Raw genomic sequence first — 25872 nt, forward strand, 5'->3', positions numbered from 1 at the left:
CATCCCATGAGTACTATTCTATTTGAACTGGGGTGTGAAGAGCTACCTCCAAAGAGCCTAAAACCATTACGTGATGCGCTACAAGCCAGTGTTACTGAGCAATTAACTGCAGCAGATATTACCTTTGATAGTATCAAAGCCTTTGCTGCTCCGCGCCGTTTGGCCATTCAGATTCAAGGTATTAGCGATAAGCAGCCAGATCGTACTGAGCAAAAACGCGGACCAGCGATTAAAGCGGCATTTGACGCAGAGGGTAATCCAACACGTGCGGCCATGGGTTTTGCCAAAGGCTTAGGTATTGAAGCCAGCGAGCTTACGACGATCAAAACCGACAAAGGTGACTATGTTGGTTTTGAGCAGACTATCCGTGGTCAAGCGACCACTGAGCTACTGCCTGCAATTTTTCAAACTGCACTAGATAATCTGCCGATTGCTAAGCGTATGCGCTCAGGCGCTAGCCGTAACGAGTTCGTACGTCCAGTACAGTGGGCAGTATTGATGCAGGATGATACTGTCATCGATGCCACTATCCAAGGTCATCAGACTGGTACGCAAACGCGTGGTCATCGCTTCCATAGCCCTGATTATCACAGTATTGCTCATGCCAATGATTATGAAGAATTACTAAGTGGTCTAAAAGTAGTAGCAGATTTTGATAAGCGTCAAATGCTGATCAAAAACCAAGTCAAAGCATTGGCAGATGAAGTTAATTCTGATGCCATCGTACCGCAAGATTTGTTAGATGAAGTCACCGCATTGGTTGATTTCCCAATTGCGCTAAGAGCAAGCTTTGAAGCGCGCTTTTTACAAGTACCGCAAGAAGCGCTTATCTCGACCATGCAAGCGGATCAAAAATATTTCTGCTTAACCGATAAAACTGGCAAATTGCAGCCGTATTTCATTTTTATTACCAATATCGAGTCAAAAGATCCTAACCAGATTATTGAAGGTAATGAAAAAGTTGTACGTCCACGTTTGGCTGATGCAGAGTTTTTCTTCTTACAAGATCAAAAGCAGCCATTGTTTGCGCTCACAGAAAGCCTAAAAAATCGCGTATTCCAAGACAAACTGGGTACGATTTGGGAGAAGTCTGAGCGTATTGCCAAGCTAGCAGCATTCATCGCTACATTGATGCAGCAGCAAGGCCACGATATCAATGTTGATGAAACCGTACGTGCGGGCATTTTATCTAAAGCAGATTTGGCTAGCTCGCTTGTCAGTGAATATCCTGAATTACAAGGTATCGCAGGCACTTATTATGCGCGTCTAAACGATGAGCCTGAAGCGGTTGCAGCCAGTTTAGAAGAGCAGTATCTGCCGAAATTCAGTGGCGATGTATTACCACAGACACCGATTGGCATTTGCTTAGCCTTAGCGGATCGTTTGGATACATTGGTTGGTATTTTTGCGATTGATCAAGCACCGACGGGTTCAAAGGATCCGTTTAGCTTACGTCGTTCTGCTATTGGTATTCTACGTATTTTGATCGAAAAGCAGTTGCCGATTAACCTGGTAGCGCTCGTTGAGCAAGCGATTAAAGGCTATAGCGATGCTGAAGGTAGCAAGATCGCCAAAATGGGTGATACTTTTACCCAAGTCATGGCATTCTTAAACTCGCGCTACCGTGCGATGTATACGGAGCAGGGCGTTAGTGTCGATACGATTCAAGCAGTGCAAGCGATTAACCCGCATATGCCGCTTGATTTTGATCAGCGTATCCGTGCAGTGCAAGCATTTAGCGAGCTATCACAAGCGTCGATGTTGGCTGATTCAAACAAACGCGTTGCTAATATATTGGTCAAGTCAGAAGGTGATGTTGCTGATACGGTAGATGAGGCACTACTGTCTGAGTCTGCTGAGCAAAATTTATATGCAAATGTGAAGCAAGCACAGACAAGGGTACAACCATTGCTTGAGCAAGCGGACTATACACAAGTATTGCAAACGCTGGCTAGCTTAGATGAGCCGTTGACCCAGTTCTTTGATCAAGTAATGGTCAACAGTGAAGATGCTGCGCTTAAAAAAAATCGCTTGGCATTGCTAAAGCAGGTTCGTGCCTTGTTCTTGACGGTAGCTGATATCAGTGAGCTACAGCTGTAACTCTGCTAAAAGCTAATAGTTACTTTAACTTGATTGTTGTTTTAACTTGACGGTTACTTTTAATAAAAACCTGGCTTATCATGGCCAGGTCTTTTTGTTGTACAGTTGACTGATTTGTTAGTAGGTTTATCTAGTGGATATAACCAGTCAGTTAGCGCAATCAGCAATTAAACGGTAAAGGCATTGTATTATCGCTATTATTGACGGTAAAATTTATGCTATCAAAACGTCTTAAATAATCTTATTTAGTAGATTTTATTATTTCTCACGTTTACCTGTAATCGAAGGAGCACTACTGTGTTTGCTGTTATTATCGTCATCCTTATTATTTGGGCTTCAATGTGGGCTTTTTATAAGTTTATGTACCCACGTGCGCCTAAAAGCATGATGCCAAAAGAAGGGGATGTGACCACACCGCGTCAGTGTAATTTCTGTGGCAACAGCTTGGCTGAATATCGCGGTGTACTCGAAACCAAACCAAGTACAGCTACCGATGGCAATATTGAAGCGAACCAAGAGTTATTCTTTTGCAATTATGAGCATCAAGCAGACTTTCATGCAGGCAAGACCTACACGCCTTATACATAAATAGATAAATGATTGACCAAAAAAAGCGCCTAACTTTATTGGCTAGGCGCTTATATGTTTAATACAGTACGATGTATCTATAGAATAGAATGAGCATCTTTCATAATTTTATTGAGCAATGCCTCAGACTGTTTGTCTTTCTGCAAGCGATCTTCATCACTTCTTTGATTGGCATGGATTTTTTCATATAGGTTTAAGCAGCACAGTACCAGTATGCTTTCTTGACTTAGGCTTGGCGCATCTCTTTTTAGATCGAGCGCATAGTTGTTGATATATGAAACCGCTGACAGTAGCTCTTCTTGCTCATGTACTGGACAAAAGATTGGATAAGTAACCCCAGCAATCGCAATATCAACTTTTTTAATTTGTGGTTCTGGCGCTTTAGGTGTTTTGGTATTAGATTGTGCCATGGCGCTTGATATATTTGATGCTGCTGGTGTCGTTTTTTGCGCTGGTACTGGCGCGCTTGTTACTGGCACACTTGGCGCTTGAGTATTTTTTAGTTGTTTTTCTATCGATTTGCTTTGGTCATCGGTCATGATAAATCCTACAATGTCTGGTCAGTGAAATGAGTGATATCAGATTTTACAAATAGCATTGGTAGCTCAATAAGCAGTACGTCTTTGTTATCTGCTACAAGAATGCGTTAGCCTTCTGCTTGATCGATACGAGTTAGGCGCTGTAATACGACTTGCGTACGCTCGGCTGCCAATTGGTTCTTCTTTTGCAGCTCACTGTTTTGTTGTTTGATATCGCTATACTGCTGCTTTAGCTCATTATTATGTTGTTGCAGCTCGCTGTTTTGTTGTTGTAATTGGCTGATCTGTTTTTGCAGTTTGTCTTGTTCTTCACCGATCATATGGTGCGCTTCTGCAAGACTCTGATAGCGCTTATCGAGATCGTTCAGTTGTTTTTTGGCACCGTCACGTTCGTTATGACTGTTATCTAATTTGGTTTTTAGGGCGGCAAATTCTTTTGAATCAGTAACAGGGTGTTGTTTTAAGCTGCTAAGTTCAGCACTGACAAGCTGATACTGTTTTTTGATGTCGAGTACCATTTTTTCTAATATTCTAAGTTGATCATACATAGTCAGTTTTTATCCTTAACAAGTAAGCGTGAATGAATTTTGTTCGCTGTATTTAATAATGCCATAGGTGACCGCATAATATCTATATCAACAAAGTAATTACAAGCATCAGGCTTTGTCTTTTCACTTTTATTTATCGATGATTTGTCCATGACATTTTATCGCGACTATTTTTATTTTATGAGCAATAATCAATTACTAGGACATCTATTATGAATGACAATATCTCTGGCTGGAATACTTGGCTGACTGCGTTTGATGATTGGACTGACGTGTCTATCAGCGAAGTGCATGGCATGATGACAGGGCTTATGACGGCTTGTAATGCACCCGACGAAGCAACTTGGGCTAAGGTGTTTGAAGAGCTCAGCTTTGCTCCATTACCAGAGCTTGCATTGACCTTGCTGACAGAAGAAGCGGAAGACATCGTTTTTCAGCTAAAAGACAAAGATGATGCCTACGCGTACATGCCGCTCATCCCAGATGATGAACATGATTTATACGAGCGCGTGATGGCGTTGAAACAGTGGGCAAACGGTTTTATGACCGGTTTTGGTATTACCGATTGTGGTTTGACCAGTGAAGAAAACGAGATGCTATCTGATTTGGCTAAGATTGGCGCAATTCGTCTCGAAGATGATGAGGACTTTGAAGGTGGGGAAGAGTCTTATCTTTATATCTATGAATTTGCTCGTATGGTCCCCGTAAGCTTTGCCACACGTAAACGTAAGGCTGTCAAAGATATCGCGCTCATCGCGGGTTTGTCTATCGATGCTAAAACGACCAAAGAGCTACAGGCAGAAGGTAAGCTACCAAAACCAATGCCGCCAGTGGTGGATGTGATGAATCATAACAATCCATCGTAAGGCAGCTCTGACACATCATAGTTCTGAAAATTGTAGTAAGGATATTTTATGATCCAAATTAACAGTAGTAATAGCGACAATGTCAGTAATAGCGATAATGTTGATAGTAGCAGCGATGTCCAGCTGAAAAGTGCTGAGCATCCTACTCAAAGTCTCGATTGGCTAACACGTCTCATCGCCTTTGATACGGTCAGTCGCCATTCTAATTTGGCTTTGATTAACGATGTAAAGTCTTATTGTGAGCAGTTAGGTTTGACGGTAGATTTGACTTTTAACGAGGCTAAGACCAAAGCCAATTTGTTTGTGACCGTACCAGCTGGTGAAAATGCTGATATTATCAATAACGGTCTGGTCTTATCAGGTCATACCGACGTTGTGCCAGTTGATGGACAAGCGTGGTCTTCAGAGCCGTTTACCGCGACGATACGTGGTGATAAGCTATACGGACGCGGTGCATGTGATATGAAGGGCTTTATCGCTTGTGCACTAACGGTATTGCCACAAGCCGTGCAGTTATCGAATAGCGGTCAGCTACGTCGTCCGTTGCATTTGGCATTGTCGTTCGATGAAGAGGTTGGCTGCTTGGGTGCGCCATTGATTTTGGCAGACCTAAAAGCACGCGGCATCATGCCTGATTACTGTATTGTCGGTGAGCCAACTAACATGGCTATGGTAGTTGCACATAAAGGCATCGCGGTTTATCGTTGCCGTGTACATGGCAAGTCGGCGCATTCGTCACTGATTGCACAAGGTGTCAATGCTATTAGCTACGCTAGCAGATTGGTTGGCTATGTAGATACGCTTGCTGAAGAGCTGAGTACTCGTGATGATAACGATACGTTGTTTACAGTGCCATACTCGACATTGTCAGTAGGTACCATACATGGTGGTACAGCGACCAATATCGTGCCCAACCTATGCGAGTTTACTTTTGACTATCGCAACCTGCCGCACATGACGCAAGACGATATACTAGCGCCCATTCAAGCCAAAGTCGCTGAGCTAAACGCCCAAATGCAAGCGCGCGCGCCAGAGACTGGCATTGAGCTGATGCAAGAAGAAAGCGTCCCAGCAATGACAGATGACGATAGTGCTGAGTTGCAATTATTAATCGCTGCGTTGACAGGAGATGATGAGCGTCATAAGGTGGCTTATGCGACTGAAGGCGGTCAGTTTACCAATGCAGGTATCCCAACGATTATTTGTGGCCCTGGTAGTATTGAACAGGCGCATAAAGCGGATGAATATGTGGAGCTTAGCGAAATTGAACGCTGTGATGCGTTTTTAAAAAAATTGTTAGATAGCTGTACGACTCAGCCGTCTATGTAATCGTAATTATTAAGTAGAATGCGTGTCGTTCCTTTAGTAATTTCTGTGAGACTTTTTTGACATATAGGTATAAGTGACACCGTCTTAATGGCGGTGTTTATTTTTTAGTCGCATATTTAAGTCGTATAGCCTTTCGTATTAGAACCATTTACACATGACAAAGTAGGGGTGGGTTGATGTCTTGGCATCTGTTTGCAGTGTTTTTCGCAAGTACGTTTTTTATCTCAGCGACCCCTGGTCCTAATATGCTGCTGGCATTTCAGTACGGCATGAACTATGGCGTCAAACGAACCTTATGGACACTGGCAGGTCTGAGCCTTGGTTTGTTTGTATTACTGCTATCGACACTGCTTGGATTAGACGTAATCAGTCGCCAGTCACCGTGGCTACTGACAATCATTAAAGCCGTGGGTGCAGTATACTTAATCTATTTGGGTATCAGCTCATGGCGAGATGCTGGCGATGGTAGCTTGATGAGTGATGCTAAAGAGTTGAGTGCAGAGGTAGCAGCAGACTATGCTGCCACTGATGGATTGCCTACACCACAGCCGCGTTCGCTCTCTAGTGCTGCTACTAAAATTGCACCGAGCAATACGACCTTATTTCGTACCGGCGTTTGGGTGTCACTGTCTAACCCAAAAGCTATCTTGTTCTTTGCGGCATTTTTCCCTAAATTTATCAATTTCAGCGCGCCACTATGGCCACAATATGTTCTATTGACCATCGGCTTGTTTTTGAGTGAAACGATTTGGCAGATCGTATATACCTTGGGTGGCAAAAATCTAGCAAGTTGGCTCGATGTTGGTAATCGCTTAGCGTGGCTCAATCGTGGATGTGGGGTGATATTTATAATTATCGCTGCTGCTTTATTGGCTGAAGTGTTAAATAGTTTTATAGCTTAAAAACTACCGATACGATCTTAAATCAAAGTGATCAATTAAACACACGTTTATTAAATTATTTTCTATACAAGCCAAATTAATTATTGACTTTAATTTTTAAATCGTTATTATTGGCTCATTGATTTATATCGCTTATCTTTCATAAGCGATAAATCGTTTCAATTAATCTGCTATTGTCGCCCTGACATTGGCCACAACCTATGGAGGAATCATCGTGTCCTATATAACTACCAAGACGTTTTTAAAGATTAAATGTGTAAACCACATGACAGCAATGACACCTTCGAAAAGGTTTGGCTAAATTTTTATATAAGCTATTGAGTGATGTCCTATTTACTGATATCAACGAATAGCCTTCTGTATCTACTTGCGCTATCTCTTTTCTAAGTCTACTGTGTCAAATTTGCTCTGCGATCGTGCTAGGTTATATTGCGCTTGCTGTTATCTGTTTACCTAACATTTTTCTTTACCGTTGTTGCTAATAAAGCGACTCAGGCTATGATTTAGCTAAAGCTTTTCTATGCATATAATATTTACGCTGTGGCCGACGGTTCTGATCTATATTATCTTTCTTTAAAATGTCCATAATAAATAAACCATGAGTTTTTATTAATTTTTTAATTAATAAGAATACGGTTTTTTATTACCTAAATTTTATAATTTATTAATTTCATTTCTTGTTAAACGTTTCGTTTAATTGAGATACATAAGTAATGTCTAAAAATTATAAAATTGGTAATGATAAAAAATGCATAGTTATAAAATAATAAAATGGAAATAATAAATTATGAGCATTCAATTAGTATTAAACAAAAATCCCAAACACGGCGTGCCAGTCAAAATTTATACCTCGGATGTTGAGCAAGGTGCGATGCAGCAGTTACGCAATTTAGCCCAGCTAGAGTTTGTGCATTCCCACATTGCAGTGATGCCCGATGTGCACGTTGGCAAAGGCGCAACAGTCGGTAGCGTGATTCCGACCAAGTCAGCCATTATTCCTGCGGCGCTCGGTGTGGATATCGGCTGCGGTATGAACGCAGTACGTTTGTCCCTGACGGCGAGCGATCTACCTGATAGCTTAAGGTCACTGCGGTTGATCGTTGAGCAACAAGTGCCAGTCGGCTTCAACATGCACAAGCAAATCCAAGCCAAAAATTCAACGCTTGATCCGTTAGGTAAACGCCTAAAACTGATTACTGATAAACACCCGGGTTTGCTTAAAATGCTCAAAGGTTTTGAGCGTACTTGGGCGAAGCAGTTGGGAACACTCGGCGGTGGCAATCACTTTATTGAGCTGTGCTTGGATGAGAACAATGATGTCTGGGTCATGCTGCATTCTGGCAGTCGCGGCATTGGTAATTGTATCGGTCGCTATTTCATCAACCTTGCCAAAAAAGAGCGTCAATCACGCTTTGGTCATGTGCCTGATCGTGATTTGTCTTATTTTGCCCAAGGCTCTGACAGCTTTGCTGATTATGTTGAGGCAGTTGGTTGGGCGCAGGATTACGCGTTAGAGAATCGCCGCGAGATGATGCGTTTGGTGATTAAAGCGCTGCAATCGCCGCAAGCAGGATTGCCACGATTTCAACTGACCAAAGAAGCCATCAATTGCCATCATAACTATGTCAATGAAGAGGTGCATTTTGGCGAGCAGGTTTACGTGACGCGTAAAGGTGCAATCAGTGCTTATGCCGGTGAGCTTGGGATTATCCCAGGATCTATGGGCGCAAAGTCCTTTATCGTACGTGGTCTGGGCGAAGCTGAATCGTTTTGCTCGTGTTCGCATGGGGCAGGACGACAGATGAGCCGTGGTAAAGCCATGCGAGCATTTACCATCGACGAGCTAAAAGCGCAGACGGATGGCGTCGAGTGTCGCAAAGACAAAGGTGTCATAGATGAAATACCCGGAGCGTATAAAGACATCGATGAAGTGATGGCCAATCAAACGGATTTGGTTGAGGTGGTGCATACGCTTAAGCAGGTCATGTGTATTAAAGGCTAATGAGTAAAACCATAGGGAGTCACGACGGTGTCAATCGAGCTAAATGTACGAAGTGTACTATTTGCGCTCGATTTCCTAGTCGTGATCCCACTATGCTGTCACTCGAACATATAAAACAGATTTAGAGTTGTTAAAAATATAGGTAACAATATGAGCTTAAAACAAACCTTAAAAAAGGCCAAACAGATTGAACGACAGTTAGAGCAGCAAGCTGAGACAGGTGTGCAACACTCGCTAGGCACAGTCAAGCCGCGCAACTACTTGGCACTGGATCCACTATTAAGAAAAGGTGGTATTCATGAAAAAGAAGATATCGATATCGTCCGAAAAAAACGTCGCCGTGAGACCAAGCAGCAGTTACGGAAGACAGATTGGCTATCAGAGTAGCAATCATTCATCTTAATCTTAAATTTAAACAACAAAAAAGCCGTTAGCTATACTAGCAAATGGCTTTTTCTTATTCTTACTCAAACTTATAACTTAACCACTATGCCAATACTTCGATTAGCTCGCCTTTTACCATGTGCGGGCTGACGAAATCAGTAATACGTACGCTCACGAGTTTACCCAACATCTCATCCATTTTCTCAACATCATGGGGGAACATAACGGTACGAGTGTTATCCGCCGTGCCGATTAAGCAATCAGGATGACGGTTGGCAACTTGTTCAACCAAGACGCGAGTCGTGGTACCGACCATCTCATGCGTTTTGGCAAGTGTCGAGTCAATGATGACTTTCTGAAATTCAGCCAAGCGAGCTTTCTTGGTGGTGAAGCTCACATCATCTGGCAACTCAGCGGCTGGCGTGCCTGGACGCTTAGAATAGATAAAGCTGTAAGAGTGATCGAAGTTCAACTCTTTTGCCAAGTTTAAGGTATCTTGGAAGTCTTGATCAGTTTCACCAGGGAAGCCAATGATAAAGTCGCTCGATAAGTGAATGTCTGGACGAATGGCTTTTAGCTTATTAATCTGATTAATATAAACGTCGATTGTATGGTTACGCTTCATCGCTGCCAAGATAGCATTTGAGCCACTCTGAACCGGTAGATGTAAGTGTGATACTAGCTCCGGCAATTGTGCATAGGCATCAATGATATCATCAGTGAACTCTAGCGGATGGCTGGTCGTATAGCGAATACGCTCGACACCATCGACATGCGAGACATAATGCAATAGCTCAGCGAAACGGCAAATACTGCCATCGTCTTTTTCGCCACGATAGCCGTTGACGTTTTGACCCAATAAGTTGATTTCACGGATACCTTGAGCGGCAAGGCTGTCAATCTCAGCCAATACGTCATCAAGTGGACGCGACAATTCTTCACCACGCGTATAAGGCACCACACAGAATGAGCAATATTTTGAACAGCCTTCCATAATAGAGACAAATGCTTTGTAGCCTTCTACTCTTGGCTCTGGCAAAAAGTCAAACTTTTCGATGCTAGGGAATGACACATCAATCGTACCAATACGATTTTTAGGTGCGATTTCACGTTGCTCATTTGATTGATCATATAATTCTGGCAGGCGATGCAAGGTTTGCGGGCCAAATACCATGTCGACGTAAGGCGCACGCTTCTGAATGTTATCGCCTTCTTGTGAGGCCACGCAGCCGCCAACCCCGATCACGAGGTCAGGACGTTTTTCTTTGAGCTTGCGCCAGCGGCCTAATTCTGAAAATACTTTTTCTTGGGCTTTTTCACGGATGGAGCAGGTGTTCATCAGCAGTACGTCGGCTTCATCGATATCATGAGTCACTTCCATACCGTGTGAATCGCCAAGCACATCGAGCATTTTGTCAGAATCATAGACATTCATCTGACAGCCTTGGGTGGTGATGAATACCTTCTTGGTTGCGGCTTTTTCGACGGGCGCTTGGGCTGAACTTGCTTCTTTGAGTGCAGTGACAGCACGTGCGGTGACAGTCGTCTCAGCAGCAGCATCGTCATCGATGCGGGGATTGAATACAGTAACACTCATAAGGATAAGTCCATGATTGACCAAAAATATAGCGGAGTAGCCGATTAACAGGTGGCGTATTTTATCACAACCCTGTGCCAATGTGAAAAATTAGCACGAGCGATGGGGTATCAATATGATAAATAATTCATAGCAGTATCAATTATTTACTGTCGTTCATATTACTATTCATAAAAACTGCGGCTCACTATCACTTCTATGTTACACCGTGCTGTCCTATTTATTAACAAAAGGTAAAGGAGATAGTTGAAAGCACAATGAGTATAGTATGATGATTGCTATACCCTTGGCGGTACTTAGCGAACCGTTATTCACATATTTATAGAGATATCATAAAGAGAGTCAGTATGACAAAATTGCGTGTTGCGCATAGCATCAAGGATGAAGAGTCTATCAGTCAAAAACACGCGTCAAAGCGAATCACAGTAGGTACGCTACGGTTGAGCGCGTTGAGCGTGGCAACAGCGGTAAGTGCACTTGGTGTGTCACAGGTCGCTTGTGCCGAGTTGACGTGGGGCGATGAGGAAAGCTACCAACAAGAAAGTAACTATCAACAAGATTATCAGCAAGACAGCAGTATTGACTCATTTATGGCAGCTGCCATCGCCGCAGATCGCGGTGATATAAGTGCGCTCTATAACTATGAGCAAGTCATGAGTGGCGGCTTGTTTGCGATGTATCCGACTTATTGGCGCATGAATCTAGATCTCAATTCACAGAGTTCAGCGGCGGTCTCGCAGTTTGTGCGTCAGTATCCAGATACAGTTATGGCTGAGAAATTGGTTGCGGATTTTGCGGAGACCAAAGCAGGATCGAACGATTATGCCTCGGTTAGACAGGTAGCCAATTTGATTACCAATGCCGATGCCAGTGAGCGTTGTGCGGTTGCGCTTGGGTTTAATAATGGTGGCGACACCATGCGTGCTATGGCAGCCAAATCTGATGTTTGGCTAACCACCCAAAAGCAACCAGCATTGTGCGATCAGCTAGCGATGGAGATGAACAACAATGCGCTGATTAGTAATCAAGATCGTGCGGCTCGGCTCAAGCGTATGCTACGTAAAGGCAAGACAGGCGATATTATGGCATTGTCCTCACGCCTTGGTACGCCAATTGCTTATTCGGCGCTGAGTGAAATTCAGCTAAACCCATCTTCTTTCTTTAGCCGTTTTGGTCGTGAGCCTGCAAGCCAAACCAACCAATACCTATATATGTACGCAATCGGCCGTATGGCTGACAAGTCTTATCGCGAGGCGGCGCTACAGTTAGACTTTGATATCAAACAAGACAATCAGCGCGCGGTCAAATTGTTGAATGACGAAACCCGACGCTATGCTTATCGTACGCTTGGCGTGCAGCGTATGAATCACAACACTGATGACGGCTTTAACGCTGAAGCAGTGGATTGGTTCCGTAACAGTTTAGACAATGATTTTAATTTTGAAGAAGCTGAAGATTACGCTATGGCAGCGATTCGCTTCGGTCGTTGGGATGATGTGGTAGAAGCTATCTCAAAAATGGACGGCGAAACGCAAAAAGAAGCCCAGTGGCAGTATTGGCTGGCTCGTGCGTATGAGCAGTCAAGCGATAGTAGCAAGCGTAATACGTCCAAAAAAATGTATCAGAACCTAGCAAAAAGTAATGACTACTATGGCCTGATGGCAAAAGATAAAATAGGGCAGCGTTTTGATGCTAGCCGTTTAGGTGGTAGTAATTTGCCTAACGTCAGTACCGCTGATCGTGCGCGCGTCATGCAAGATGCCAACTTTGCCCGTGCGTTTGCGCTGTACAACTCTGAGGCTAGTCGTACTTATGCCAACCGCGAGTGGAACTGGGCTGTAAAGCAAGCTCGTGATAATCGTGATGACAATTTGATTATTGCCGCTGCTCGTCAAGCCTATGATATGGGCTGGCTCGATCGAGCGATTTATGCAGTTGATAATACTGATAGGGTGGATAGCTTAGCACTCTCGCATCCAATGCCGCATCAAAGCGCAGTCGTACGTTATAGTGAGGCAGCAGGTATTGATCCAGCATGGGCGTACGGTATTATGCGTCAAGAAAGCCGTTTCGTATCTTCTGCGCGCTCAAACGTAGGCGCGAGTGGACTGATGCAAGTCATGCCTGATACCGCAAAATATATCGCTCGTAACCTAGGCGAGACGTATAGTGCGAGCCGTGCCAATAGCGGTGATACCAATATCCGTTATGGTACGTGGTATATGGGTGATATTTTGGGCAAACTCAATTATCAACCAGTATTGGCAACCGCAGGCTATAATGCTGGACCTAATAATGCCAAACGCTGGCAGCCAGTTTATGGCTCACTTGCCGCAGATCAATATGTAGAGTCGATTGCATTCCCTGAGACACGTAACTATGTCAAACACGTGATGGAAAACGCCACTATTTATAGCAGTCTGTTGGGTCGTGGTCAGCCGATTACTCAGCGTATGGGTACGGTGCCAGCTGGATTTTAATCACTGAACTTGCATTTGATAAACCACTAATGATTTATTGTTAGTGGTTTATTTTTATCTGCTAATTTGCTTTGTCAATTGATCAACTCTGATTTGCTCAGGCAGCACTCATCTAGCTAAGGTAAATTTCACGGCCGTTATCCTTCAGTGCTTTATCAACATTTATCGAGATTCCTGACGATGTCGTCAACGTTTACGTTTTTGCTATAGATTAAAAAAAACGTTTTGTTACCATTGCCTTAATGGGAAACCCTATTTTTCAGTCTTGTTCTTAGGTCAATGCGTGTTTTATGTATCGCGTCTAATGATTTAAGTTATAGCCTATGTCTTATCATTGCTAACTAACTGCCTTCAGTCCTATGATCAAAAAATATTTTAGTCTGTCTACGTCGCCAAAAACCAAATATTCGTTATCTAATCGGATATGCTTTTTATCGAAGGCAAATACAAAGACAGATACAAACCTGAGCAACAAGGCTGCTAACTCTATGATGCGATTGCGTGCAGGTTTGGCTAGCAAACACAGTGTAGGTAGTATTAAAGCGAAGATGAGCTTCGGCGCTTTACTGCTTATACAAGGTGTTGTATTGCTACCAGCACAGGCGGCTAGCACGGTTAAGACTGGTCAGCGCGTATTGATGATTGAGATGACCCCAGCATTATGTAATATGCAGCCAACGCGGGCACGTATGCGTCAGTGTTTAGAAGGGTATTCATTGACCGTATCTGGTCTAGATATGGGATATGGTGAGCGCTGCGGTCGCGGTAGTGAGCCACGCCTTACCCCGCTACAACTAAAAGTCGTCAACCGAATCATGCCTGACACAACGGTACGTAGCCAAACGTGGCAACGTTATGGAGCTTGTAGTCCGCTTAGCGCCAGCAGTTACTTCCGCCAGATTACCAATTATGCAGGTGGATTGAAATTACCGAACGAATTAAATACGGGTAATAGTTATACCGTTTCCAAATCACGGTTTGTCAGTCAAATGACCCGTCTCAATAGTGGTATGTCATCAAACAGTGTGGATCTCATCTGTCAAGAAGGCAGCCGTCGCCAATCGATACTCACTGATATACACGTGTGTTATGAAGGTAGTGATTTTGGTACTTGTCATGACGTTGTAGACAGCTGTGGCAGTAAATTTATCATTTCAGGTGGACGATAGCCTTTACTTAGTTATCTGCTCAAACTTCTTTTTTGATACCGTTTTTCATTTCACTTAGCCCAACTTAATAGTGCAAATTGCCTATTTTGACCATTATATCTACGTATAATACAGTGAAAATATGCTTTAGTTATCATGTGCTAAAACCCTCTAGCGCTTTATCTGTAAGCGTTTAGCCTCTAAAAAAACCCTCTCGTATAAAATGTAACAATATAATCCCTGACGGGTCTATGACTGTATCTAGACGGTCACTGCGATGAAGTGCTACACTAGCTCTCGGTTTATACATGCTGCTATGCGGCAAACAAGTCGATATCTAAAATGATAATCGTTCATTAGAATTATCTAATAATTAATTAGGGAGTATTCAATGTCAATGAAACAGCCTTTACGTGTTGCCGTCACTGGTGCCGCTGGTAATATCAGCTACGCGATGCTATTTCGTATTGCATCTGGCGAGATGCTAGGTAAAGATCAGCCAGTTATTTTGCAATTACTTGAAATTACGCCAGCTCTTGACGCCCTAAAGGGTGTGGTCATGGAACTAGAAGACTGTGCATTCCCATTGTTGGCTGGTATCGTCCAAACTGACGATGCTAATGTCGCATTCAAAGATATCGATTATGCTTTACTGGTTGGTGCACGTCCTCGTGGCCCAGGTATGGAGCGTAAAGATTTGCTAGAAGCCAACGCTGCGATTTTCTCAGCACAAGGTAAAGCATTGAACGAAGTCGCTAGCCGTGATGTAAAAGTATTGGTAGTCGGTAACCCTGCCAACACGAACGCACTTATCGCTCAGCGTAATGCACCAGATCTTGATCCACGCAACTTCACTGCAATGACGCGTCTAGACCACAACCGTGCTATGGCGCAGTTGGCTGGTAAGACTGACAGCACTGTAAATGACGTGAAAAAAATGATCATCTGGGGCAACCATTCGTCAACTCAGTATCCAGATCTAACCGCTTGTACAGTAAACGGTAAGCCTGCGCTAGATTTAGTTGATCGCGAATGGTACGAAGCAAATTATATCCCAGAAGTACAACAGCGCGGTGCTGCAATCATTAAAGCTCGTGGTGCATCATCTGCGGCTTCTGCTGCCAACGCTGCTATCGCACACATGCGTACGTGGGCATTAGGTACTGATGAGAACGATTGGGTATCTATGGGCGTTTACTCAAACGGCGAATACGGTATTGCTGAAGGTTTGATCTACTCATTCCCATGCACATGCACTAACGGCGACTGGTCTATCGTAGACGGCGTTGATGTATCATCAGATTTTTCGAAAGAGAAAATGGCTGCCACTGAGCAAGAGCTTAGTGAAGAGCGTGATGCAGTAGCACATTTATTACCGTAAATCTAAGCTGCTATACGATAAGCTATGATGTAAGTAGCAAAGATAGGTAGTATAAAAAAGCCCTCTGAAATATGAGGGCTTTTTTTATGTCTATAAGAAATAGGCAAATGAGAGCAAATTAGCTTACTGTTTTAAATTGATAAAAGCTGTTTACCGTTAATACAATTGATAACGTTAGATAAACGTTGATTAACAGCTATTAAAATAAAGCTTGCTACAATGAATGTGTCAATTTGAATAATAAGCACACTAAACAATAAGTACGAGCCTATTCGTACTATTTAAGGAGAAAGTTATGTTGGGTGAACCAGAATATAGTATGAATGAGTTATTTGCTCAGTTAGGTCTAGATAGCTCTGATGAAGCAATTGATGATTTTATTACAGAAAACCAACTAGCTAGCGAAGAAAAACTAACAGAGGCTAGTATTTGGACGGATAATCAGCGTATGTTCCTGCAGGAAGAATGGCAAAAAGATGCAGCATGGGTAGAAACCATTGATGAGCTAAATGTCCGTTTACATCCTGATGCATAAAGACTCATAAGCATATTTGAGAAACCCCGCAATAGTCTTAATATCGCGGGGTTTTTTTATGTCTGGAGTAACACTAAACTTTAAATTTTCTTGTCGCGCCATTCGAGTAAGTCAGCAACGTCTCGATAAATACCCGCTTTTAATGCTTCTAATCCATCATAACGACGCTCACCATGCAAAAAGTGCAGGAAACGTACGTGTAAGTTCAATCCGTACAAATCAGCTTGCAACTGCGGAAAGTGGACTTCTAGTCGCCAGTCATCACCTTTATCAACAGAAGGTCTTTTGCCAATATTAGCCGTGCCAAACAAACTATGCGGACGCAATCCGGCAACACCTGTATGACCATCGGAGGCAAGCGTAGTCAAGCCATTAGCGATCACATTACCATTATCATCTAAGCTCACCACGTCAACTGCAAAAATACCATGCAGGGCAGGCTTTATACGCTGTAAATCGATATTTGCGGTAGGGAAGTCTATCGTACGACCTATCTGATCGCCGCGCACAACCCCTCCCGTGATTGCATAGTCACGACCAAGCAACCTGTTGGCTGCTTGAAGATCACCTGCCAATAGTAAATCACGAACACGAGTAGAGCTGATACGGGCAGCGTCGTTATCGATCGTATCAACACTGTCGCTATCAGTATTATCGTTATTAGTATTGCTATCAGTGACCGTATGCAGGTTGGTCACATCCAAACCATAACCACGCAAGAACTGACTGTCGCCAGTACGGTCATGGCCGAAGCGAAAGTCATCACCCAGTACCAACGCTTTGACGTTCAAACGCTTGGCTAATATATCGGCAAACGCTTGTGCTGATAGCGAGCGAAATTCTGTATCAAAACCTGCTACGATCAATGTTTCAACACCATATTCTGCCAGCAGTGCTTGCTTCTCTGCCAGATTGGTCAGGCGCGCAGGCGCTTTAGCAGGTGCAAAAAACTCGCGTGGCTGCGGCTCAAATATCATGACCGCTGCACCCAAATCTTGGGTATGCGCAATCTCACGAACTTGGGCTAGCATGGCTTGGTGACCAAGGTGCACACCGTCGAAATTGCCGATAGTGAGCACGCAAGATGCCAAATCTACTGGGACAGTGTCCGTAGATGAAGCGTGTGGCGACGAAATCAGTTGCTCAAGAAAATAGGTTTTCATAAGTTTTCAGCTATGATGAGACCAAATAAAAAACGAAAAAACACATCTATGTTTAAAATTGATGTGTCTAAAATCAGCCATTATAAAGTAAAATAGCCACACTAACATCCTATAGTCTACGTGTAATGCAACTATGGCGCATAGGGTGGCTATTCTTTATTGCCAATGATGCTAAATACCAATCCTAACAACAATCTCGACAACGATGGAGATCTTATGTCTGCTGCTGCCTTGAATACTGTACCAACCGAATTATCGACATATCAGCTCACCGATCAGTTCGTTGTGCAGCGTGCAAGTAAAGAAGATTTAGCAGAAGTTTTAGCCATTTATAATCAAAGCATACCGGGCAAACAAGCAACAGCCAATCTCGCATTGGTTACGGTAGAGGAGCGTGCTGCTTGGTTTGAGGAGCATTTGGATAGTGCAACCAGACCAATATATGTGGTTAAAGCACTATCATCAGATGATGGAGCTCAGACAAAGGCGCCAATAGTCGCATGGGGCAGCTTCAGCGATTTGTACGCGCGTACGGCCTATCACATCAGTACCGAGATTAGCATCTATCTAAATCAAGATTATCAGGGCAAAGGGTTAGGCAGTTTGCTGACCCGTTGGATGTTGACGCAAGCACCAAGTCTAGGTATTCGAAATATTATCGCCCTTGTCTTTGCTCATAACCATCCAAGCTTAGGATTGTTCCGTAAGCTTGGCTTTGAGCAATGGGGTTATATGCCTGAAGTTTGCGATATGGAAGGGTTTATCGCTGATGTTGTGATGCTTGGTAAAGCAGTCACATCAGACGATATTTTAGATAAAGCACCTGAAACAATTTAACTTAAAACGCTCTAACCTAAAATCTTCCATTGACCTTCTATCTTCTGTAGCTGGTAGGTCAGTGGTGCAGGTTCGCTCTGTCCTTTTAACATCAGCTCGCCAGTGATGGTGGCACGAGTTTTATCATCATTATATTTGGTATCAGTAATCGTAACGCCATCCACTGTTTGCTGAAACGCAGACTGAGTATTAGCAAGCTCTTCTTCAAAGTTTGCCATATCGACTTGGTAATATGACACCGCATCCTTCACATCACCATAATACAAGCTGTTTAGGGCTTGCTTGACGGTATTTTCTGGCGTACCGGTTTGGGTTGGATTGGTCACTAGGCTTTTTTGTTCGGCCGCTTCAGTGACTGGATTAATATTATCACTATCAATCGCTGTCTTGTCTTCAGCGCTATCTGTAATTTCGCCTGTTTCGCTAGCACTGTCATCGGTCATTACTTGGTCAGTCGTATCATTGTCTAATGTGACGTCTTCTGAGGTATCAACGGTCGCTGCCACATCTTCATTATCAGTAGCATTTTCAGCCGACTCATTGTTACTACAACCGCTAATAAGGAGTCCAGTGCTTAGTACACCAGTTGCTAGCAAAATTGGTAAGCGCTGGAAGATTGGCTGTTTCGTTGTCATATCAAACCTCAAATGTCATTTATTCATTAATGATCTATTATGACAATTATCAGCAGCGAGCATTGTCATTTCTCATAACAGGCTTGTTTTGGTTTCGTAAGCCCGTCATAAATTTACTTATACTTTATCCTAACCGTGCTTTAGCTGACGCGGACGGAACCCAGTCGCTAGCAATACCACACCGTAAACCAGCGCTCCGACGGCACACATAATAATCAGCGCGACGATACGTTGCCACTGAGCCTCATCGGTAGGAAAGTAAGGTAGCATAAAATACAGCACGCCAATCATAGAGCCAGTCGAGATAGCAAACTGCGTAAATAGCTTTTTCCAATGCGGACCGAAACGGAAAATATCACGCTTATGTAAGAAGTAATATAGCAAGCCTGCGTTTACAAAAGCAGCACCAGTCGTAGCCAATGCCAGACCACCATGTAGCGGTATCTCTAAGAAGTAAAATATCCCGATAAAAATAACACTAAAGATCATATTGGCGATGACAGAGATGATGCCGATTTTAACAGGGGTTCTGGTATCTTGACGCGCAAAAAACGCAGGGGCAAAAATCTTAATAAGCATAAATCCTAAGATACCACCTGCCATACTACGTAGGGCTAGTGAGCTCATCTGGGCATCACGTAAGGTAAACTCACCGCGTAAAAATAGTGCTTGCATCAATACATCTGCCAGTACAAATAGGGCAGCCGAGGCAGGCACGCCGACCAAGATAATAAGACGTGCTGCCCAGTCGATGGTTTTTTTGAAACTGACGTCGTCTTTTTGAGCTTCGCTTTTCGACAGACTTGGCAATATGACGGTACCAATCGCCACGCCAATCAGACCCAATGGAAGCTCGCTCATACGTTCAGCTGCATAGAGCCAAGAGACTGAACCGCCAATCATTAATGAGGCAAAAATGGTGTTCAACAGTAAATTAATCTGAGTAACAGAAACACCAAAGATAGCAGGTAACATCAGTTTCAAAATTCGACGAACGCCTTCGTGCTGGAAGTCAATCTTTGGTGCGACAAGCAGCTTTTGTTGCCAGAGCTGCGGCAGTTGAATCAAAAACTGTAGCAAACCTGCGATAGCGACTGCATAGCCGAGTGCCATAATAGGCGTATCAAACATTGGCGCAAAAATCAGTGCGCCACCAATCATACACAGGTTCAATAACACGGGCGCAAACGCCGGTGCAGCAAACCGACCGTAGCTTTGCAAAATGCCACTCGCAAAAGCTGTCATAGAGATGAATAGCAAATACGGAAAGGTAAGACGCAATAACTCAGCAGTAATGGCAAACTTATCAGGCTGATCGGCAAATCCAGGGGCAAACAACGTCACCACCCAAGGTGCGATTAAGATGACCACCACCGTAAGCATCGATAACACTAGCAATAATGCACCCGAGGTTCGACTGACCAAAATCTGCACTTGTTGCAAGCTGTACTTTTCTTTGTATTCGGACAGTACTGGCACGAAAGCTTGGCTAAACGCGCCTTCTGCAAACAGTCGTCGTAAGAAGTTTGGGATTTTGAAGGCGACTAAAAAGGCATCCATCAAACCACCTGCACCAAAAACCCCTAGCAATACAACATCACGTACCAAACCTAAAATACGCGATAACATGGTCATACTGCTGACCACCATGGTTGAACGAAATAACCGACTTTTTGCCATGAGAACCTATCTTGCTAAGTTGTATATTGAGTTATGTGCCGATGTGATATGGATGAAAAACTGACGAATTATATCACTTTCACCATTGAGATAAATGGATTGAGTGTGGAAATCACTTATGTGACGGTGCATCGTTTTTCATTGCATCAGTAACTAACTGGCGCAACCTTGCCCATTCAAAATAATCACCAGGGTCAGTCTTACGCCCAGGCGCGATATCGCTATGGCCTGTCAAGTGGCGGCGTGTTTTGGGGTAGGCCTTATAAATGGCGGCAATTACTTTGGCTAGCTGCTCATATTGAGCAGAGGTGAAGGACACAAAATCCGACCCTTCAAGCTCGATGCCAATGCTATAATCATTACATTCAGGTCGACCCAAGTAGCTAGACCGCCCAGCATGCCACGCCCGTTCGTTGAAATTGACGAACTGAGTGATAGCGCCATCACGCTCGATAAATAAATGCGCTGATACTTCTGCGCCTTTAATTGTTTGAAAATAAGGGTGAGCATCCCAGTCTAATTGATTGGTAAATAATGCTTTCACGTAATGCGTACCATTAGTGTCGCAGGCACCAAATTCATTCGGTGGTAGGCTGATATTGTGTACGACGACGGCGTCAATACTTAAATCTTTTGGCCTTACATTGTAATTGGGTGAGGCTAGCCAAGTGGCTGCTGATAGTAGACCATCTTTGATGAACATTGACGACATAGATGATGAGTTTGGTGATAATACGGGCATAATGTTCTCTTTTTATACTAGTATTGGTAATGGTGTGATAGACAATCTTCTATCTAAGTAGCTAAACGATAGTGGGCGATATGTTTAATTTTTTGACCTAGAAACTTTAATAACGCTGATAGCGTATGAATAATAACGTGCGAGATTCTACCTCATGTCTATAAAACTGACGTCCATACCTATCGATTGTACGCTAATGACCATTGGCCTGCGAGCACGTCTACCATTAGCTATAGCAGGGCTGCTACTCTCAGCTCAAACACAGGCATTTCTACCAACGCCCCTGTCCGTCCTTGAATCAGATGCATTGTCACCTGACGCATCTAGCATAGCACCTACTAGCACAGCACCTACTTATTCTAATTCAGATGCATTATCCGAGCCGGATAATATTAATAGTGCTGAACCTAATATTAAAAATAGTACTTTATCTGAATCAAGCTTAGAGACAGAGCAGCTACTATCGACATGGCGTCAACAAGTAAAAGCAGACAAGTTGGCACAGCATACAACATGGCGACGCTTGTTGTATTTTTACGATGATAAAAACAGTGTATTGGGTAAAAAGAAAACAGAGAGTTTGGTTGATGATCCGAGCTTTTTTTTAAGTAAAAATGGTCAACGAGATTCAGGTGCACAATTGGATGCGATGCTTGTAGCACTTGCACAAGAGTTGGTGTCATCATCAGCGACTGATAACGACCAAGCCAAAACTGATGCCAATAATAATTCTGTCTTGTGCCGTTTCCCAGCACGAGTGGCATGGTTGACAGAGGTGCTAGCGATCGATGCTGCAAGTCTATCTGTTAAATGTCCAGAATTAGATGAGTGGATGTCGACATTGGCGCCTGAGCAGCTATCTATCATGTTTGCGCAGGAGTACTTGGACAATCCGCTCTCTGCATTTGCTCATACGTTGCTACGCATTGACTCAAAAGCGAGCATCGCCGATCCAAATCAAATTGATAAGGCTTATGCGCTGAACTATACGGTAGACGGTGATCCAAACGACAGTTTTCCAGTCTATGCTACCAAGTCAATGATTGGTAGTTACAACAGCGCTATCGAAATTGACCCATATCCAGAGATGCTAGCGAAATACCTGCAAGATGATGAACGTGATACGTGGACATATCAGTTGAGTCTGACGCCGGAGGAAGTTCAGCAGATTATGCGCCACGTTTGGGAAACCAAAGCGTTAAAGATGCCGTATTACTTTACCAAGGACAACTGTGCTTCTGAGATTTTGCGTCTTATTGATGTGGTTCGTCCGCAGCAAAACTTACTGAGCCAATTGTCTTATGCCGTCGTGCCTTCTGATGTGATTCAGCTATTAAATGATGAGCAGTTGCTGGCAAGTACCACTTATACGCCTGCTGATAATACCATACGTCAAGCACAGCTCAATGAGGAAAAACAACAGCGCGCTCAGTTGGGCTATCACAATAGTGCCAAACAAACCGTGAATGAGATCAAGTCTGCGCAGCTCAACCCTGTATCGAGCATGTCAGATGATGGGCAAACACTACTCAAGCGTCAAATCGACGTATCGGATAATAATCCGATAGACAGGCATCCGCTACAGTTGGGCACGATAGGTATAGGGCAGCGTGGTGACGATGACTATATGGATATTGGGTTTCGAGCGGGGTTTCATGATACGCTTGACCACGCCTCAGGGTATCCACAGTTTTTTAACTTAGAAGGGCTAGCTGCGACATTGCGACTGTATGACACAGATGATAATAAGTCCAATCAGCTAGACAGTGTGGTCTTGCAAAACGTCACTTTGATTCGTGGTCGCTCTTTTAATCCAGTCAATGCAGCCCAAAAAGGCAATACTTGGGGCGCTAGTATCGAGGCGACGCGAGTAAACGATGGATCGCAAGAGGCAGGTACGGATCATCTGGTCGGTAGCGTGGGTTACGAGAAAGGCTGGTCATGGGCATTTGGTACACCAGCCGCAGGTACTGGTGAGATGCCGCCGCAACTGTGCTATACATTTTTGGCAGGTACGGCGCAAGCGGGGCGAGGTATCAATAAAGGCTTTCGTCTAGGCGCAGGTATCAATGCAGGCTGCCGTTATCAGATTAACAATCAGTTACGCGCGCAAGCTGAATTGCAATTGCCATATTGGTATCATGGCAGCAGCGATGAATCCAACGTCCGTGGCCATTATTGGCAACCAGTCTCAAGCTTAGGACTGCAATATGACATTGATAAAAAACAAGCACTACGTATTAATGCTAATTACGAATGGCAAGAACGTATCGATGCCAATGATGATATACAGCTATCGTACAGACGATACTTTTAGTCACTGATTTAGATATTGGTTTAGACACTGATTTAGCCGTTGATTTAGGCATTAATTTAAACAAAATGGCTTCTAAGTGCTGTAATCGTTGCATAAAGGAAGTTGTATAAAGGGAAACATGCTTTATGAGTACGCAAAATTTACTAATTATCGGGCAAGGTGATATTGGCCTACCAGTGACCAATAAACTCGCCCAAGATGGCTATTGTGTGACTGGGCTGGCTCGTAGTGAGCGCGAATACTATGATTTGGTAGATAGTGCAGATTTTTTGCAGGCTAATGCGTTGACTTTGACTGCTGAGCAGCTACAAGCATTTACTCATATTGCGATTATCGTCACCCCTGACGAGTATTCAACCAGCGGTTATCACGACAGTTATCTAGCGATTAGTCAGCATTTGGCAACGCTTGCTCCACAGCTTATTAAACTTGAACGTGTAGTATTCATTTCTTCTACTGGTGTCTACGGTCAGGACAATGGCGAATGGATTGATGAGCATACTGCACCTGTTACGCCTGCGCGTGAAGCCTCAAAAGTTATATTGCAAGCAGAGCAAGCGCTGCAACAAGGCTTCGGTGATAAAGCCATTATTATTCGCCCCAGTGGTATCTACGGTCGCGAGCGCTTAATGCGACTACGTAAGGCTCGTGAGTCAGATAAAGATCCAGTGCCAGCTGAGCATTGGAGCAACCGTATTATGGATCGCGACTTGGTCAATATCATCGCCAAAGTGTTGACGATAGAGACACCAAAACCTGTCTATCTAGCGACGGACTATAGACCTGTTACTACGTTTGAACTAGGTGTTTGGCTTAGTGAGCAGGTTGGCGAGACACCTCCTACTATTGATAATACAAAAACCTCAGTGACAGGAAAACGCTTGCACAGCAACATTCCGTTAGCTTGGCTTGATTATGCTGATTGGCAGACAGGCTACCGAGATATTTTAAATCATCAAAAGTAAGCCTTTAGAGTTAAGCCCTAAAGAGTAAAATAGCCCTTGGTATAATCGTTCTTATTTGTTTCATACTTTACAGTCTATGGAGATTTCATGTCCCAGCCTTCTACTTCTGATGACCGTTTGTCTCATGCTAATCTGGCAACAGAAGGCGGGCAGCTGGCAGAAGGTCACGTCCGAAAAAAGGCTGAGCAATCGTCTATATTAGCTGATTCACAGCAACCTGCGATCGTACATCCTAACTTTGATCCCAAACAATCTCCTCTTGATCCTGCCAGACCATTAAGTGATATACCTGAGCCTGCTCGTCGCCTAAATGGTCAACTGCGCAGGCTTTATGGTAACTCTACGCGGTTCTATCAGCCCAATGCAGACAGCTTATCGAAGTGGTCGCTGATTGCTTCAGAAGCACTGGCTGAGCATTTATCATTGCTGAATGCGGCCCAGCTTATCGAATTGCCGGATAGCTTTTATCAGAATCATAGTGAGCAGCCACTAATATCGACATTATCGGATATGACGTTGTTAGATATGTCAGATATTCAACAGGCGATTCGCGCTTATCCAAAACTGAACCGTTACGGGTTTTTGCCTATTGATAGCGCTACAGGAGTTGAGTCAAACAACGATTCAGATGATGACTCAAATAATTACAGAAAGGCTGAGAAGCTTGTATTATCTATGCGCGCATTGACCAAACGTTATAATCCGGATGAGCTACTCAACAGTCTGTATGCCGACGATTGGCAAGTGATACTACAACCGCAGCAGTTTGAAACAGGCCAGGGCAGTTTGGCCACGGATATCATGGCATGTAGCGTGGCTGTCCATGCGCTAAAGCAGTGTAGTACCCGTAAGAGTATCAATCATAGTTATAGCGCCGCAGAAATTTGTCAGTATGTGCGTAGCTATTTGCTCAGTCAAATCGTTTGTGAGCCATCGCAGCGCCACGCATATCGTCAGATTCGACTATTTGCTGGTCATATTATTGTTGCCGCTTATCATTTGGGCTGGGAGATACAAGTCCGAGCAGATGGACAAAGCTATTTTAATATCTCGTCGCGTAGTGGTTTGCTGACTCGCTATGCCAATATGCAGGATTATGCGATCAATGGTTGGTCAAGCTGATCAATAATGCGT

At 43.7% G+C, this 25872-nt stretch carries 22 protein-coding genes; 15 read left to right on the forward strand and 7 right to left on the reverse strand.

The genetic code is table 11. The features are described from left to right. The first annotated feature begins 6 nt into the window (after positions 1–6). Both glyS and CXF60_RS10310 read left to right on the forward strand, forming a co-directional pair. Complete coding sequence (gene glyS, locus CXF60_RS10305) at positions 7–2100, forward strand: glycine--tRNA ligase subunit beta (RefSeq protein WP_102091862.1); 2094 nt, start codon at positions 7–9, stop codon at positions 2098–2100. A gap of 297 nt (positions 2101–2397) precedes the next feature. After that, positions 2398–2688 (forward strand): hypothetical protein, encoded by a 291-nt coding sequence (locus tag CXF60_RS10310; protein ID WP_227526580.1) that lies wholly within the window; start codon positions 2398–2400, stop codon positions 2686–2688. 77 nt (positions 2689–2765) lie between these two features. On the opposite strand, the gene CXF60_RS10315 is transcribed toward CXF60_RS10310, so the two are convergent. Next, on the reverse strand, positions 2766–3227 hold the full coding sequence (locus tag CXF60_RS10315; RefSeq protein ID WP_102091863.1) for a cell division protein ZapA: 462 nt from the start codon (positions 3225–3227) through the stop codon (positions 2766–2768). 107 nt (positions 3228–3334) lie between these two features. Next, positions 3335–3775: a hypothetical protein gene (locus CXF60_RS10320; RefSeq protein ID WP_057761479.1), complete on the reverse strand. Its 441-nt coding sequence runs from the start codon at positions 3773–3775 to the stop codon at positions 3335–3337. 212 nt (positions 3776–3987) lie between these two features. Here CXF60_RS10320 and CXF60_RS10325 point away from each other — a divergent pair, with 212 nt between their 5' ends. The 5 genes from CXF60_RS10325 to CXF60_RS10345 all read left to right on the forward strand — a co-directional run bounded on the left by CXF60_RS10325 (position 3988) and on the right by CXF60_RS10345 (position 9261). Beyond that, a complete protein-coding gene (locus CXF60_RS10325; protein ID WP_101205754.1) occupies positions 3988–4641 on the forward strand; it encodes a UPF0149 family protein in 654 nt (217 codons plus the stop codon). Positions 4642–4698: 57 nt separating this feature from the next. After that, complete coding sequence (gene argE, locus CXF60_RS10330) at positions 4699–5970, forward strand: acetylornithine deacetylase (protein WP_416376878.1); 1272 nt, start codon at positions 4699–4701, stop codon at positions 5968–5970. Between the two features lie 176 nt (positions 5971–6146). Beyond that, positions 6147–6872 carry a LysE family translocator gene (locus CXF60_RS10335; RefSeq protein WP_102091865.1) on the forward strand — a complete coding sequence of 242 codons (726 nt, stop codon included), beginning with the start codon at positions 6147–6149 and terminating at the stop codon, positions 6870–6872. Between the two features lie 787 nt (positions 6873–7659). Further along, positions 7660–8874, forward strand: a complete 1215-nt coding sequence (locus CXF60_RS10340; RefSeq protein WP_102091866.1) for an RtcB family protein — start codon at positions 7660–7662, stop codon at positions 8872–8874. Between the two features lie 150 nt (positions 8875–9024). Then, positions 9025–9261, forward strand: a complete 237-nt coding sequence (locus CXF60_RS10345; protein WP_102091867.1) for a hypothetical protein — start codon at positions 9025–9027, stop codon at positions 9259–9261. Positions 9262–9361: 100 nt separating this feature from the next. Here the strand turns inward: CXF60_RS10345 and miaB are convergent, their stop codons facing one another. Then, positions 9362–10855 (reverse strand): tRNA (N6-isopentenyl adenosine(37)-C2)-methylthiotransferase MiaB, encoded by a 1494-nt coding sequence (gene miaB / locus CXF60_RS10350; protein WP_102091868.1) that lies wholly within the window; start codon positions 10853–10855, stop codon positions 9362–9364. A 347-nt stretch (positions 10856–11202) separates the two neighbouring features. Here miaB and CXF60_RS10355 point away from each other — a divergent pair, with 347 nt between their 5' ends. The 4 genes from CXF60_RS10355 to CXF60_RS10370 all read left to right on the forward strand — a co-directional run bounded on the left by CXF60_RS10355 (position 11203) and on the right by CXF60_RS10370 (position 16399). Continuing rightward, the gene (locus CXF60_RS10355; RefSeq protein ID WP_102091869.1) at positions 11203–13335 is read left to right on the forward strand and encodes a lytic transglycosylase domain-containing protein; all 2133 of its coding nucleotides are present in this window, start codon (positions 11203–11205) and stop codon (positions 13333–13335) included. A gap of 488 nt (positions 13336–13823) precedes the next feature. Continuing rightward, entirely contained in the window at positions 13824–14504 is a 681-nt protein-coding gene (locus CXF60_RS10360; protein ID WP_228707104.1) for a T2 family ribonuclease, read from the forward strand. Between the two features lie 376 nt (positions 14505–14880). Further along, the gene (locus CXF60_RS10365) at positions 14881–15864 is read left to right on the forward strand and encodes a malate dehydrogenase (RefSeq protein WP_102091929.1); all 984 of its coding nucleotides are present in this window, start codon (positions 14881–14883) and stop codon (positions 15862–15864) included. Between the two features lie 295 nt (positions 15865–16159). Next, the gene (locus CXF60_RS10370; protein WP_102091870.1) at positions 16160–16399 is read left to right on the forward strand and encodes a DUF2789 domain-containing protein; all 240 of its coding nucleotides are present in this window, start codon (positions 16160–16162) and stop codon (positions 16397–16399) included. Positions 16400–16479: 80 nt separating this feature from the next. On the opposite strand, the gene ribF is transcribed toward CXF60_RS10370, so the two are convergent. After that, positions 16480–17562, reverse strand: coding sequence for a riboflavin biosynthesis protein RibF (ribF, locus tag CXF60_RS10375; RefSeq protein ID WP_102091871.1), 1083 nt, complete (start codon positions 17560–17562; stop codon positions 16480–16482). A 216-nt stretch (positions 17563–17778) separates the two neighbouring features. On the opposite strand from ribF, the gene CXF60_RS10380 reads away from it, so the two are divergent. After that, positions 17779–18399 carry a GNAT family N-acetyltransferase gene (locus CXF60_RS10380; protein ID WP_102091872.1) on the forward strand — a complete coding sequence of 207 codons (621 nt, stop codon included), beginning with the start codon at positions 17779–17781 and terminating at the stop codon, positions 18397–18399. An 11-nt stretch (positions 18400–18410) separates the two neighbouring features. Here the strand turns inward: CXF60_RS10380 and CXF60_RS10385 are convergent, their stop codons facing one another. The 3 genes from CXF60_RS10385 to ampD form a co-directional block, all read right to left on the reverse strand. After that, complete coding sequence (locus CXF60_RS10385; RefSeq protein WP_102091873.1) at positions 18411–19034, reverse strand: hypothetical protein; 624 nt, start codon at positions 19032–19034, stop codon at positions 18411–18413. A gap of 129 nt (positions 19035–19163) precedes the next feature. Beyond that, the gene (murJ, locus tag CXF60_RS10390; protein WP_102091874.1) at positions 19164–20714 is read right to left on the reverse strand and encodes a murein biosynthesis integral membrane protein MurJ; all 1551 of its coding nucleotides are present in this window, start codon (positions 20712–20714) and stop codon (positions 19164–19166) included. Between the two features lie 112 nt (positions 20715–20826). Then, entirely contained in the window at positions 20827–21456 is a 630-nt protein-coding gene (ampD, locus tag CXF60_RS10395) for a 1,6-anhydro-N-acetylmuramyl-L-alanine amidase AmpD (protein WP_228707105.1), read from the reverse strand. A 154-nt stretch (positions 21457–21610) separates the two neighbouring features. Here ampD and CXF60_RS10400 point away from each other — a divergent pair, with 154 nt between their 5' ends. From CXF60_RS10400 to CXF60_RS10410, 3 genes are all read left to right on the forward strand, one after another. Next, a complete protein-coding gene (locus CXF60_RS10400) occupies positions 21611–23773 on the forward strand; it encodes an Lnb N-terminal periplasmic domain-containing protein (RefSeq protein ID WP_102091875.1) in 2163 nt (720 codons plus the stop codon). 125 nt (positions 23774–23898) lie between these two features. Then, a complete protein-coding gene (locus tag CXF60_RS10405; protein WP_102091876.1) occupies positions 23899–24738 on the forward strand; it encodes an SDR family oxidoreductase in 840 nt (279 codons plus the stop codon). 87 nt (positions 24739–24825) lie between these two features. After that, positions 24826–25860, forward strand: a complete 1035-nt coding sequence (locus CXF60_RS10410) for a hypothetical protein (protein ID WP_102091877.1) — start codon at positions 24826–24828, stop codon at positions 25858–25860. Positions 25861–25872: the final 12 nt, after the last annotated feature.

Source organism: Psychrobacter sp. 4Bb, assembly GCF_002836735.1.
In the GTDB taxonomy this organism is placed as follows: Bacteria; Pseudomonadota; Gammaproteobacteria; order Pseudomonadales; family Moraxellaceae; genus Psychrobacter.